11 protein-coding genes and 1 tRNA gene are annotated in these 12,587 nt (G+C 40.9%); 9 read left to right on the top strand and 3 right to left on the bottom strand.

All coding sequences use genetic code 11. The features are described 5' to 3' along the window. Positions 1-6 precede the first annotated feature (6 nt). Together SST62_RS0103485 and SST62_RS0103480 are read left to right on the top strand one after the other, a co-directional pair. Positions 7-393 carry a DUF1934 domain-containing protein gene (locus tag SST62_RS0103485; RefSeq protein WP_029186312.1) on the top strand — a complete coding sequence of 129 codons (387 nt, stop codon included), beginning with the start codon at positions 7-9 and terminating at the stop codon, positions 391-393. Positions 394-602: 209 nt separating this feature from the next. Beyond that, positions 603-3,287 (top strand): cation-translocating P-type ATPase, encoded by a 2,685-nt coding sequence (locus SST62_RS0103480; protein WP_029186311.1) that lies wholly within the window; start codon positions 603-605, stop codon positions 3,285-3,287. Positions 3,288-3,564: 277 nt separating this feature from the next. Here the strand turns inward: SST62_RS0103480 and SST62_RS0103475 are convergent, their stop codons facing one another. Next, the gene (locus tag SST62_RS0103475) at positions 3,565-3,954 is read right to left on the bottom strand and encodes a hypothetical protein (RefSeq protein WP_029942538.1); all 390 of its coding nucleotides are present in this window, start codon (positions 3,952-3,954) and stop codon (positions 3,565-3,567) included. 133 nt (positions 3,955-4,087) lie between these two features. Between SST62_RS0103475 and SST62_RS0103470 the strand changes: the two genes are divergently transcribed. The 6 genes from SST62_RS0103470 to ftsX all read left to right on the top strand — a co-directional run bounded on the left by SST62_RS0103470 (position 4,088) and on the right by ftsX (position 9,218). Continuing rightward, positions 4,088-4,504, top strand: a complete 417-nt coding sequence (locus tag SST62_RS0103470) for a TM2 domain-containing protein (protein ID WP_004298733.1) — start codon at positions 4,088-4,090, stop codon at positions 4,502-4,504. 170 nt (positions 4,505-4,674) lie between these two features. Then, entirely contained in the window at positions 4,675-5,163 is a 489-nt protein-coding gene (locus SST62_RS0103465; protein WP_024406710.1) for a VanZ family protein, read from the top strand. A gap of 40 nt (positions 5,164-5,203) precedes the next feature. Then, a complete protein-coding gene (queG, locus tag SST62_RS0103460) occupies positions 5,204-6,331 on the top strand; it encodes a tRNA epoxyqueuosine(34) reductase QueG (RefSeq protein WP_029186310.1) in 1,128 nt (375 codons plus the stop codon). Positions 6,332-6,365: 34 nt separating this feature from the next. After that, positions 6,366-7,461 (top strand): peptide chain release factor 2 gene (gene prfB, locus SST62_RS0103455; RefSeq protein ID WP_105135597.1). Its coding sequence is split into 2 segments (ribosomal slippage): positions 6,366-6,437 and positions 6,439-7,461, totalling 1,095 coding nucleotides; the frame shifts between segments, so codons are not numbered across the junction. A 142-nt stretch (positions 7,462-7,603) separates the two neighbouring features. After that, positions 7,604-8,296: a cell division ATP-binding protein FtsE gene (ftsE, locus tag SST62_RS0103450; protein WP_023369634.1), complete on the top strand. Its 693-nt coding sequence runs from the start codon at positions 7,604-7,606 to the stop codon at positions 8,294-8,296. After that, a complete protein-coding gene (ftsX, locus tag SST62_RS0103445; protein WP_029186309.1) occupies positions 8,289-9,218 on the top strand; it encodes a permease-like cell division protein FtsX in 930 nt (309 codons plus the stop codon). The genes ftsE and ftsX overlap by 8 nt, the downstream gene beginning before the upstream one ends. Positions 9,219-9,422: 204 nt before the next feature. Here ftsX and feoB read toward each other — a convergent pair whose 3' ends face one another. Beyond that, entirely contained in the window at positions 9,423-11,567 is a 2,145-nt protein-coding gene (feoB, locus tag SST62_RS0103435) for a ferrous iron transport protein B (protein ID WP_029186308.1), read from the bottom strand. Beyond that, complete coding sequence (locus SST62_RS0103430; RefSeq protein ID WP_014637631.1) at positions 11,564-12,034, bottom strand: FeoA family protein; 471 nt, start codon at positions 12,032-12,034, stop codon at positions 11,564-11,566. The genes feoB and SST62_RS0103430 overlap by 4 nt, the downstream gene beginning before the upstream one ends. Before the next feature lie 168 nt (positions 12,035-12,202). On the opposite strand from SST62_RS0103430, the gene SST62_RS0103425 reads away from it, so the two are divergent. Continuing rightward, positions 12,203-12,275 (top strand) — tRNA-Thr (locus SST62_RS0103425). Positions 12,276-12,587 lie beyond the last annotated feature (312 nt).

Below are 12,587 nucleotides of genomic sequence, written 5' to 3'. Positions count from 1 at the left end.
GGACCTATGGATATTTATTTACGAAATGAAATTGATCTGGACGGGCAGATTGAGGTAGTGGATCAGCAATTTCAAGTGGAAGTCAAGGAAAAAGACGGCAATCTCTATCTTATTTATAGTAACGATGAAGCTGAAAAAGTTGTCATAAAATGTGACGAAGAAGAGTTAGTGATGACACGCTTTTCCACTCCGAAGTCTATTATGCGATTCATTTCTGGTAAAGAAGCTATTGTGACCATTCCTACACCGTTAGGAATCCAGCATTTTGTGACCGATACAAAACATTACCAATTAAACCGTTCGGATCAAAGTGTCCAGTTGCAATATGAATTAAAGGGATTGGAGAACCAGCAAGGTTTTGCTTCCTATGATTTGGAAATCTCGTGGAAATAATCTCTTGTTTCCAGAAAAATATTCTTGAATTTCTCGGGATTTTTGATATAATAGTTAACAAATCGAGGGAGTAGCTAGCGGAAATTTCCGTGATATTGTCGTCAATCCGACTTGTTTCCGGCAATATATTAAATAGCGAGACTTGTTTTAATAAGACAGGTCTCTTTTTTATTTGTTAGGTAAAAAAGAGACCGAGAAGGAGAAGGAAATTGTCAAAAGAACAAAAACGCGATTTGTTTTATACACAGAGCGAAGAGCAAGTATTGTCAAGCATGGGGTCTTCTTTGGACGGTTTGTCTAGTGATGAGGCAAGCAAACGTCTAGCAGACTACGGTCGTAACGAATTGGATGAGGGTGAAAAACGCACACTCTTAGCTAAATTTTTGGATCAGTTCAAAGACTTGATGATTATCATTTTGATTGCAGCAGCAATCTTGACGGTGATTACAGAAGGTTCACACGGTTTGACAGATGCCATTATCATCTTGGCCGTGGTTATCTTGAACGCTGCTTTTGGTGTTTATCAAGAAGGGCAAGCTGAGGCAGCCATTGAGGCGCTAAAAAACATGTCAAGCCCAGTTGCGCGTGCGCTTCGTGACAATCATGTAGTCGAGGTTGATTCTAAAGACTTGGTGCCAGGTGATATCGTTCTTCTTGAAGCAGGGGACGTTGTTCCAGCAGATATGCGTTTGTTGGAAGCTAACTCTTTGAAAATCGAAGAAGCGGCTCTGACTGGTGAATCTGTTCCTGTCGATAAGGACTTGAGCAAGGAATTGGCAGAAGATGCACCGATTGGTGACCGTGTCAACATGGCTTACCAAAACTCAAACGTTACTTACGGCCGTGGTCTTGGTGTGGTTACAAACACAGGTATGTACACGGAAGTTGGTCACATCGCAGGCATGCTTGCCAATGCAGATGAGACGGATACACCATTGAAACAAAACTTGCACCAGTTATCAAAAGTCTTGACATATGCAGTTCTTGTAATTGCTGCGGTAACGATGGCTGTTTCGGTATTTGTACGTGGAGAAGGTATCTTACCTGCTCTTATGACATCTGTAGCCCTTGCGGTTGCGGCCATTCCTGAAGGTTTGCCAGCTATTGTTACAGTGGTTCTTTCGCTTGGTACACAGGTCTTGGCTAAGCGTAACTCGATTATCCGTAAGTTGCCTGCTGTTGAAACACTTGGTTCAACTGAAATCATCGCATCAGATAAGACTGGTACCTTGACTATGAACCAGATGACTGTTGAAAAAGTTTATACAAACGGTCAATTGGTGGATGCTAAAGAAGCTTTGGATGCAAGCAATACCACGCTTCGTGTTATGAACTTTGCCAACGATACTAAGGTTGACCCAACTGGTAAATTAATTGGTGACCCAACTGAAACGGCTCTTGTTCAATTTGGTTTGGACCAAAACTTTGACGTTCGTGAAGTCTTGGTTTCTGAGCCTCGTGTGGCAGAATTGCCATTTGATTCAACACGTAAATTGATGTCAACCATTCATCAGCAAGCTGCTGGAAACTTCTTCGTAGCTGTTAAAGGTGCACCAGACCAATTGCTCAAACGTGTAACGCAAATTGAAGAAAACGGTACAATCCGTCCGATTACCGATGCGGATAAACAAGCTATTCTTGCAACTAACAAAGAGTTGGCTAAACAAGCCCTTCGTGTCTTGATGATGGCATACAAGTATGTTGATGCTATTCCTGAATTGGAATCTGACATTGTTGAAAACGACCTTGTCTTCTCAGGTTTGGTTGGTATGATTGACCCTGAGCGTCCTGAAGCAGCGGAAGCTGTTCGTGTCGCTAAGGAAGCGGGTATCCGTCCGATCATGATTACAGGTGACCACCAAGATACAGCTGAGGCAATTGCAAAACGTCTTGGTATCATCGATCCAAACGATACAGAAGACCATGTATTTACAGGTGCAGAGCTCAACGAATTGACGGATGAAGAGTTCCAGAAAGTCTTCAAGCAATATTCTGTATATGCTCGTGTATCTCCAGAACACAAGGTTCGTATCGTTAAGGCTTGGCAAAATGATGGTAAGGTTGTTGCCATGACTGGTGACGGTGTTAACGATGCGCCATCACTGAAGACAGCCGACATCGGTATCGGTATGGGTATCACAGGTACGGAAGTTTCGAAAGGTGCTTCTGATATGGTCCTTGCAGATGACAACTTTGCGACTATTATCGTAGCGGTAGAAGAAGGACGTAAGGTCTTCTCAAACATCCAAAAAACCATCCAATATCTCTTGTCAGCTAACACTGCTGAAGTATTGTGTATCTTCCTTGCTACCCTCTTTGGTTGGGACGTATTGGAGCCAGTTCATCTTCTTTGGATTAACTTGGTAACAGATACACTTCCAGCGATTGCCCTTGGTGTTGAACCTGCTGAGCCAGGTGTGATGCAGCACAAACCTCGTGGTCGTAACTCAAGCTTCTTCTCAGGTGGTGTCTTGAGCTCTATTGTCTATCAGGGTATTCTACAAACAGCATTGGTACTTGGTGTCTATGGTTTTGCACTGCTTTACCCAGAACACAGTACTTATGAAGAAATCCATGCAGATGCCTTGACAATGGCCTATGTTACTCTTGGATTGATTCAGTTGGTACATGCCTTCAACGTTAAGTCTGTCTACCAATCTATCTTTACCGTTGGTCCATTCAAGAACAAGCTCTTTAACTGGTCTATCGTAGCAGCCTTCTTGCTCTTGATGGCGACTGTTGTGATTCCAGGATTCAATACCTTCTTCAAGGTATCTATCTTGACACCAACTCAATGGATGGTAACAGTAATTGGTTCAGGTCTCATGGTTGTTGTTGTAGAAATTGTTAAATTTGTTCAACGTAAGTTGGGCTTGGATGAAAAAGCTATCTAATATAGTTATTCAGCTTATCTTTTATTACTTCGTTAACTCGCCTTGGGAGTGGGAAAGAACTCAACCAAGATAAAAAGAGTTCGTCTTCCCACCCCCGCACAGTTGATTAGGCCAGATTTGGAGTGCAAAACACGAACAAATCTGCCAATCAACCACTGCGCTGAGATGTTGACACGAACTCTGAGTAGTGGTTCTGGGCTTTTTGCCCAGCCTCCTGCGACTCGTTGCCTTGTACTAAAAGCAAACTGAAGACTATATCATTTGAAAAAGCTCAGATTTAGTGGTCTGAGCTTTTTTCTGTACTGATAATGTATTTTGGGAAGATTACTTGCCCCAAAAATGTAAAGATTAGAGATGTAGCAAGTAGGATTATCTTTATCATCGTAGAAAATTGGAAAAAGATGACAATTGGAAGGATAGCCAAGCTGAAATAGTAGAGGGTGAAGTACTTACTGTTTTCTATTATTTGAACCCTATCGCCGTCTTTAACCTGAATGCTTGATTTTTTATCCCCTCGAATGCTTAGTGTAACAGATGATTGTGTAATTGGTAAGCTTAGAATTTTACCTTGAGTAACTGTCCCAGCAATTTTTCCATCTACCAGGAGTGGAAGTTTTTGGGAGGATAGTTGTTTGATAGGTTTTGGATAATGAATAATAACTCTCATATGAACCTCCTTGTAATCTAGTTTCATTATAGCAAAAAAAGAAAATATGTAAACGATTTCTGATACTGTTTTCCCCTGCAGGCTTGCTTGAAGAATAAGAAACTGCTATAATTTTGAAGAGGTAGGAGTTTATATGAATTATCTTCAGAATTATATTTTAAGTAAAAGCAGTTATTTGCCATCTGATAAGTTATTCATTCTGCAAAAAGAACTAGAAGATTTAGATGATGAGGCTTTAAACGTTCTTATGATGGTTGAGATGCGTCAACCTCTTGTCGCTCTTATTTTGGCTATTTTCTTCGGTGAGTTTGGTGTTGACCGTTTTTATGTCGGGAATAAAGAATTGGGATTTGCCAAGCTGATTGCTTTTGCAGTATCTTTTGTTACGCTATTTATCTTGATTGGGTTCTTGTTATTTTTGGGACTTTATTTGTGGAAGTTTATTGATTGCTTCTTAATCATGCGAGCATGTAAGGAGGCGAACTTTGAGCGTTTGATGCTACAAATCCATCAATATAAGGCTTTTCAGCATAGCAATCAGACATTTTAAGTAAGATATTTTTGTGAATAAGGGGAGGCTTGGTATTGTCTTCCTTTTCTGTTTTTTAGCAGGATGTAAAGTACTTGTAATATGGAACGAGCTTTGTCACAGAAGTGACATTTTATGGAACAGCATTTATGATATAATGATAAAATATGCTAGTTGAGAGGAGAATTTCTATGCAGACAAAGAAAATGAGTATGTTTTTATTTTTTGCCTATCTCCTTTTACTTACTTGGATGATTGTCTTTAAGATGGACTTGAGCATCTTATATGGACGCTATGGTTATGCTAGTATAAACTTAATTCCGTTTGCAGGAACAGCAGTCTATGATGGAGTGCTGGATTTTCCAGAAATTCTATTTAATATTGTAAGTTTTATTCCCTTTGGTATTTATATGGAAATGCTATTTCGCAAGGCATCGTGGGTGGCTAATCTATGTTTGATTATGTTAGTGAGTCTCTGCTTTGAGGTTCTGCAATATCTTCTTTTACTTGGAGTTGCAGATATAACTGATTTACTGGCTAACGGCTTAGGGGGAGCAATCGGTATTAATGTCATGTATGTCTTGACCAGTATTTGGCGGGAGAAGGCCTATGTTCGTATGAATATTTTTTGTTTTGCGCTAACGTTTTTTGTTATATTAATAACTTATTTAGCTATGTAGGTCTTGCTAAATATATCCAAAGTTTGCTAAAATGAATATAATGAATATTAAGGAAGAGATTATTAAATTATCTCAGGAAATCGGAATTTCGAAGATTGGTTTTACAACGGCTGATGATTTTGCTTATTTGGAGAAATCACTTCGTGCTAGTCAGGAAGAGGGGCGTTCGTCAGGATTTGAACATAAGAACATTGAAGAACGTATCCGTCCCAAACTGTCGTTAGAATCTGCCAAAACCATCATTTCTATCGCGGTAGCTTATCCTCGACATTTGCCTGTCAAACCGCATAAAACTCAGTTCAAACGAGGTAAAATAACGCCAAATTCCTGGGGCTTGGACTACCACTATGTCATACAGGACAAGCTAGAACGTTTGGCTCGTGGGATTGAGCAGTTGACGGATGGCTTGGAATATAAGGCTATGGTGGACACGGGTGCCTTGGTGGATACTGCTGTTGCCAGAAGGGCAGGTATTGGTTTTATTGGGAAGAATGGGTTGGTTATCTCTAAGGAATTTGGTTCCTACATGTTCTTAGGAGAATTAGTGACGAATCTGGAAATTGAACCAGACCAACCTGTGGATTATGACTGTGGCGATTGCAATCGTTGTGTTTCGGCCTGTCCAACTTCTTGTTTATTAGGGGATACGACCATGAATGCCCGTCGTTGCCTGTCTTTTCAGACACAAGATAAGGGTATGATGGACTTGGAGTTTCGTAAGAAAATCAAGACGGTCATCTATGGTTGTGATATTTGCCAGATTTGTTGTCCTTACAACAAGGGAATTTCCAGTCCACCTGTGGTGGAGATCGACCCTGATTTGGCTGAGCCTGAGCTGATTCCATTCTTGGACTTGTCAAATGGGCAATTCAAGGAAAAATTTGGCATGATTGCTGGTTCTTGGCGGGGGAAAAATATTCTCCAGCGCAATGCCATCATAGCCTTGGCTAATAGTAATGATCGCTCTGCTATTCCCAAACTCTTAGAAATCATCGATAAAAAACAAAATCCGGTCCACATGGCGACGGCTATCTGGGCCTTGGGGCAATTGGTCAAACAGCCTAATGAAGAAATGGTAGACTTTATCGCAGGTATTTCATCAGACAATGATGATGTCATAGCGGAGCAAGCCGCCTTTCTCAACATGGTCAAGGACTTGCAAATGTGATATAATAAAGAGATGAATAAAAAATGAGGTGTATATGGATACAGCAGAAATTCGCCAAAAGATTGAAGAACTTGGCAAAAAATTAACTTCTTTTAGGGGGTCTCTTTGACTTAGAAGGTCTGGAAGAAGAGATTGCCATTCTTGAGAACAAGATGACGGAGCCAGATTTCTGGAATGATAATTTGGCAGCCCAGAAGACGTCTCAGGAGTTGAATGAATTAAAAAATACTTATGGAAATTTCCATCAGATGTTGGATTTATATGATGAATCCGAAATTTTGCTAGACTTTCTAGCAGAAGATGAGTCTGTTCGGGATGAACTGGTTGAGAAGTTGGCAGAATTGGACAAAGCCATGACTGCCTACGAGATGACCTTGCTCTTGTCGGAACCCTATGATCACAATAACGCTATCTTGGAAATCCATCCAGGTTCGGGTGGTACCGAGGCACAAGACTGGGGTGAAATGCTTCTGCGGATGTATCAGCGTTATGGAAATGCCAAAGGTTTTACAGTAGAAACATTGGATTATCAAGCTGGTGATGAGGCAGGTATTAAGTCCGTGACTCTAAGCTTTACTGGTCCAAACGCCTATGGTTTGCTTAAGTCAGAAATGGGTGTTCACCGTTTGGTGCGTATCTCACCATTTGACTCAGCTAAGCGTCGTCATACTTCCTTTACATCTGTAGAGGTCATGCCTGAGTTGGACGATACCATTGAAATTGAAATCCGAGATGATGAAGTGAAAATGGATACCTTCCGCTCAGGTGGTGCTGGTGGACAGAACGTCAACAAGGTCTCAACTGGTGTTCGTTTGACCCACATTCCAACAGGTATTGTCACTCAGTCTACTGTTGACCGTACTCAGTATGGAAACCGAGACCGTGCCATGAAACTCTTGCAAGCTAAATTGTATCAATTGGAGCAAGAGAAAAAAGCGGCAGAGGTCGACTCGCTCAAGGGTGATAAGAAAGAGATTACGTGGGGAAGCCAGATTCGTTCCTATGTCTTTACACCCTATACAATGGTAAAAGATCATCGTACTGGTTATGAGGTGGCTCAAGTCGATAAGGTTATGGACGGAGACTTGGACGGCTTTATAGATGCTTATTTAAAATGGCGAATTAGCTAAGAACCTGTATTTACAAGTGAGGTGCTTGTATAATAAGAGATCGTTTTTCGCTCACCAAGGAAGTTTTTTGATAGAATACTGACTGTATTTTGAAAAAACGTTCTCAAATCTAAAGAAAGGACTGTCTAAGACAGGAAATCCTATGGGAATAATAGAAATGAAAGACGTTTCCAAGAAATATGGAAACGGAACGACTGCCCTTCGCGGAGTATCAGTCAATGTTGAAGCGGGAGAATTTGCCTACATTGTAGGTCCTTCTGGTGCAGGTAAGTCAACCTTTATCAAACTCTTGTATCGGGAGGAAAAGCTCGATAAGGGGAGTCTAAAGGTTGGTAAGTTTGACCTTGCAAAAATTAAAAAGAGAGATGTTCCTCTTCTACGTCGTAGTGTAGGAGTGGTTTTCCAAGACTACAAACTCTTACCTAAAAAGACTGTCTTTGAAAATATTGCTTATGCGATGGAAGTTATCGGTGAGAAACCACGGAATATCAAGAAACGTGTAATGGAAGTTTTAGATTTGGTTGGTTTGAAGCACAAGATTCGTTCTTTCCCAAATGAACTTTCAGGTGGTGAGCAACAGCGTATTGCTATTGCCCGTGCCATTGTAAATAATCCTAAAGTATTGATTGCTGATGAACCAACTGGTAACTTGGACCCTGAAAACTCTTGGGAAATCATGAATCTATTGGAGCGAATCAATTTGCAGGGGACAACGGTTCTTATGGCAACTCATAACAGCCAGATTGTTAATACCCTCCGCCATCGGGTAATCGCGATCGAAGACGGTCGAGTAGTACGGGATGAAGAACAAGGAGAGTATGGATACGATGATTAGACGATTTTTTAGACACTTTATTGAATCATTGAAGAGTTTGAAGCGAAATGGTTGGATGACAATTGCAGCTATTTCATCTGTAGCTATTACTCTTACTTTGGTTGGTCTATTTGCTTCAGTTATTTTAAACACAGCAAAGCTTGCTTCGGATTTGGAGCAGAATGTACGCATCAATGTATACTTGAGAGCGAACTCAACTGATCAAGCTGAGACGATTGTGAACGAAGCAGGAGAGACGGTAGCTAATCCAGATTATCAAAAGGTGTATAATCAGATTACAGCCTTAGAAAATGTACAATCTGTTACTTATTCAAGTAAGGATGAACAGTTGCAGAAATTAACAGCTACCTTGGGAGACACTTGGAACTTATTCCAAGGAGATGCCAATCCACTTTACGATGCTTATATCATTGATACGACAGATCCAAATTATGTTAAATCTGTGGCTGCAGAAATTGCAAAAATTGATGGTGTTACAGAGGTTCGAGATGGTGAAGTAGAGACAGAGCGCATTTTCAAGTTGGCTGATTTAGTTCGGACTTGGGGATTGGCAGCGACTGGTTTGTTGCTCTTTACTGCGGTCTTCTTGATTTCCAATACCATTCGAATTACTATTATTTCTCGTAGCCGTGAAATTCAGATTATGCGTCTGGTTGGTGCTAAAAACAGTTATATTCGTGGACCATTCCTCTGGGAAGGTGCCTGGGTAGGGTTCCTCGGAGCTATTTTACCTTCTGTTTTAGTCTATTCTCTTTATAAGATGATCTATACTTCAGTAAATGCTAGTCTTGCTAGTCAAGATTTGTCTCTGATTAGTATGAATGTCTTTGTTCCAGGAATGATTGGCGCACTTTTTGTAATTGGTATTATTATTGGTTCCTTGGGATCAGTCATTTCCATGAACCGCTACTTAAAAATTTAATAGACAAGCTACATGTAAAAAGGTCTGCACAATAATGAGGCAGACCTTTTTGTTATGGATGTCTATGGTGAGAAGATTCGTTCATCTCTTGCTTAATAGCACAGTCGCAGGAGCAATCTCCGCAGGATCCTTTTCCTTTGATGAGACTGCGAATAGCAAGAGAAAATAAGATGACGATGATAAGAAAGAGGATAAGAGTAGGCATTAATATTCTCCTTTTTCTAATGTTTTTAGCGTGACGATTGGAAGGGTATTGGCTGGTTTTTTCACTAGGCTGTAGATGGCTATGATAATTAGAAAGATAGCGATAAATGTCCAGACGGTTGGTAATTGTCCGTAGATAAGTACAAGACCAATCTGATAGATAACCAAACTACTTGCATAGGCTAAACCTGTTTGGAAACCGATAGCAATCCATGTCCACTTGGCTTCTCCCATTTCACGGTGAATGGCACCAATAGCCGCAAAACAAGGGGCACAGAGGAGATTGAATACTAGGAAGGAATAGGCTGACAATGCTGTATAGTCTTGTTGTAAAAGCCCCCAGAGTTCGGGATTTTCTTCGGTTGTTTCTCCTAATTTATAGAGGATACCAAAGGTGGCAATGACGGTTTCCTTGGCTAAGAGACCTGTAATGGCTGCAACAGTTGCTCGCCAATTTCCGAAACCAAGTGGGGCAAAGAGGAGAGAAAAACTGCGTCCAATGGAGGCTAAGATACTCTCATCTGTTTCTACCATTTGTAAAGACCAATTATAGGAACTACTGAACCAAATAATGATGTTGGTCACAAATATAATGGTACCAGCTCGTTTGATAAAACTAAGTGCTTTATCGAATGCATACCGGAGAACCGTACTGAGTTTCGGTAAGTGATAAGATGGTAATTCCATGATAAAGGGGCTTGCGACTCCACCGAGCTGCTTGGTCTTTTTTAGTGCCATTCCGGATAGGACGATGGCGGCCATACCGACAAAATAGGCGCTTGGAGCAATCCAAGGATTGTCAGGAAAGAAAGCACCGGCTACCAGCGAAATGATAGGAAGTTTGGCAGAACAGGGCATGAAGGTTGCTGTCATAATGGTAATTTTTCGGTCCTGTTCATTTTCAATAGTCCGACTTGCCATGACTCCAGGAACGCCACAGCCTGTGGAAATCAACATGGGAATAAAGGATTTGCCTGATAGACCAAAACGTCTAAAAATCCTATCCATGACAAAGGCGATGCGACTCATATAGCCGATGTCTTCCAAGATTCCCAAGCAGACGAAGAGGACGAAAATTTGTGGTACAAAACCGAGAATGGCTCCGCATCCTGCAATAATGCCATCAAGGACCAGAGATTGTAGCCAGCCAGCGATTTCAAATCGATCTAGATTTTCCTGAATAAGGCCTGGAACAAGCTCTCCGAAGAGGACATCATTCACCCAGTCTGTCCCCATTGTGCCAACCGTTTGAATAGACAGGAAGTAGGTCAGCCACATGACTGCCGCAAAGATAGGGAGGGCAAGAAAACGATTGGTAACAAGTCGGTCTATGTTATCAGACAGGTTAAAAGCCTTATCGCTGTCTTTTGTGACCAGTTCTGTGATTTTCTCGATAAATTGGTAGCGTTGATTGACGATAATGGCTTCCATATCGTCTGCGTAAATTTTTTCCAAAATGGCAATGATTTCGGTCAAATCAAGCATGTCTTGTGCATTGAGTTGCAATTGATCTAGAATGACTTGATCTTGTTCGAGTAGCTTAATGGCGTAGAAGCGTTTTTGATGATTTGGGATGGAATCCGATAATAGGTCAATAACTTGGGCGAGACCGGCTTCAAATTGCTTATCATACTGAGGATAGATTGGCTCGGCTTGCTGATTGGTAATTTTTTCTACTTCATGGAGGAGCTGGGATATACCTAGCTTTTTTAGTGCACTGATAGGCTGTACAGGAACTCCCAGTTGATAGGAGAGTTGGTCGCTGTTTATTGAGCGACCTTGACTTTTCAGGGCGTCTGTCATATTGAGGGCGATAACAGTAGGAAGGCCCATTTCTAATAACTGCAAGGTCAGATAGAGATTTCGCTCCAAGTTTGTTGCATCAAGGACGTTGAGGATAGCAGCTGGTTGGTCCGCTATCAAATAATCTCTGGCAACCCGTTCTTCTGGTGTGTAGGGAGATAGTGAGTAGATACCTGGTAAATCTTGAATTAGTAAATGTTTTCGCTTTTTGATTGTTCCAGATTTTCTTTCAACGGTGACTCCAGGCCAGTTACCAACATGTTGGTTGGTTCCTGTTAGGAGGTTGAAAAGAGTTGTTTTTCCGCTATTTGGATTTCCTGCAAGGGCGATGTGTTTTGTCATTTCTTCACCTCGCTTGTGATTTGAACACCAATCATTTGCGCTTCGGATTTGCGTAGTGTCAGCTCGTATCCTCTCAAGGTAATTTCGATTGGATCTCCCAGGGGCGCGACTTTTTTGAGAAATAGCTGCGTGTTCTTTGTAAGTCCCATATCCATGAGGCGACGACGGAGTGCACCTGTTGCATAGATGTCCATGACCTTAGCTGAACTACCAATAGGTGCCTCAGATAGATTGATTATTTCCGTAGCTGACTTTTCTATTAAAACCAGAGATTCAATAATTTCTCTGTCTAGGGCTAGACGGCTTGCCTTGACTTGGAAAATAGCATTGGTCTTGGTTTTTGAAATGATGCGAATCTCTTCTCCGACTTTCAAACCTAAGTGCGCTAAGTGTTTACGAATATCATCTTGCGTTAGACAATCTTTGACTAAATAAGATTGTCCAACTTGAAGGTTTTGCAGTTTCATATCGTTTCCTTTGTGATTTTTATAACAATAGTATAGCACAATTCCTTAAAAGTGTCAGATAATTTTTAGGAATGACTTATTTTCGGACTTGTTTTCTCTTTATTTTTTTCCATATTTCCAAAAAATCCATTGACTTTTTTTAGAGATATGATATACTAGTCAAGTACTGCTGGTTTAGCTCAGTCGGTAGAGCGCATCCATGGTAAGGATGAGGTCGCCGGTTCAATCCCGGCAACTAGCATCGAATACTATCGAAAGACCTTGTTTGACAAGGTTTTTTCTTATTTTTGTCCTAAATTCGCCCCAATTGTCAAAAAATCCCTTGACATGAATGTTTATTGTGGTAGAATAGGGCTTAGAAATATGAAAGGAGTAAAACAAATGAACAAGCAACTTGTCATGCAGCAAGCTATTTTTTATCATACACTCCTTTCTAAGCAGGAAAACAGGGCTCATTGATAAACTTATGAAGTTTTTCGTGGGCTATATTTTGAAACATTGAGACAATCAAGCACTGTGGTTATGGTGTGATAAAAATTGTCGACTATGTTCA

Origin of the sequence: Streptococcus suis YS56 (assembly GCF_000440115.1) — a bacterium.
GTDB classification, from domain to species: domain Bacteria; phylum Bacillota; class Bacilli; order Lactobacillales; family Streptococcaceae; genus Streptococcus; species Streptococcus suis_L.
This window is presented reverse-complemented; position numbering and strand designations above follow the sequence as displayed.

Bases quoted from the DNA above. Each gene is read 5' to 3' on its own strand.
- SST62_RS0103475 (WP_029942538.1), bottom strand. From the start codon at position 3,954: ATGAGAGTTATTATTCATTATCCAAAACCTATCAAACAACTATCCTCC.
- feoB (WP_029186308.1), bottom strand. From the start codon at position 11,567: ATGACAAAACACATCGCCCTTGCAGGAAATCCAAATAGCGGAAAAACA.
- SST62_RS0103485 (WP_029186312.1), top strand. From the start codon at position 7: ATGGATATTTATTTACGAAATGAAATTGATCTGGACGGGCAGATTGAG.
- SST62_RS0103465 (WP_024406710.1), top strand. From the start codon at position 4,675: ATGCAGACAAAGAAAATGAGTATGTTTTTATTTTTTGCCTATCTCCTT.
- SST62_RS0103430 (WP_014637631.1), bottom strand. From the start codon at position 12,034: ATGAAACTGCAAAACCTTCAAGTTGGACAATCTTATTTAGTCAAAGAT.
- ftsE (WP_023369634.1), top strand. From the start codon at position 7,604: ATGGGAATAATAGAAATGAAAGACGTTTCCAAGAAATATGGAAACGGA.
- queG (WP_029186310.1), top strand. From the start codon at position 5,204: ATGAATATTAAGGAAGAGATTATTAAATTATCTCAGGAAATCGGAATT.
- SST62_RS0103470 (WP_004298733.1), top strand. From the start codon at position 4,088: ATGAATTATCTTCAGAATTATATTTTAAGTAAAAGCAGTTATTTGCCA.
- ftsX (WP_029186309.1), top strand. From the start codon at position 8,289: ATGATTAGACGATTTTTTAGACACTTTATTGAATCATTGAAGAGTTTG.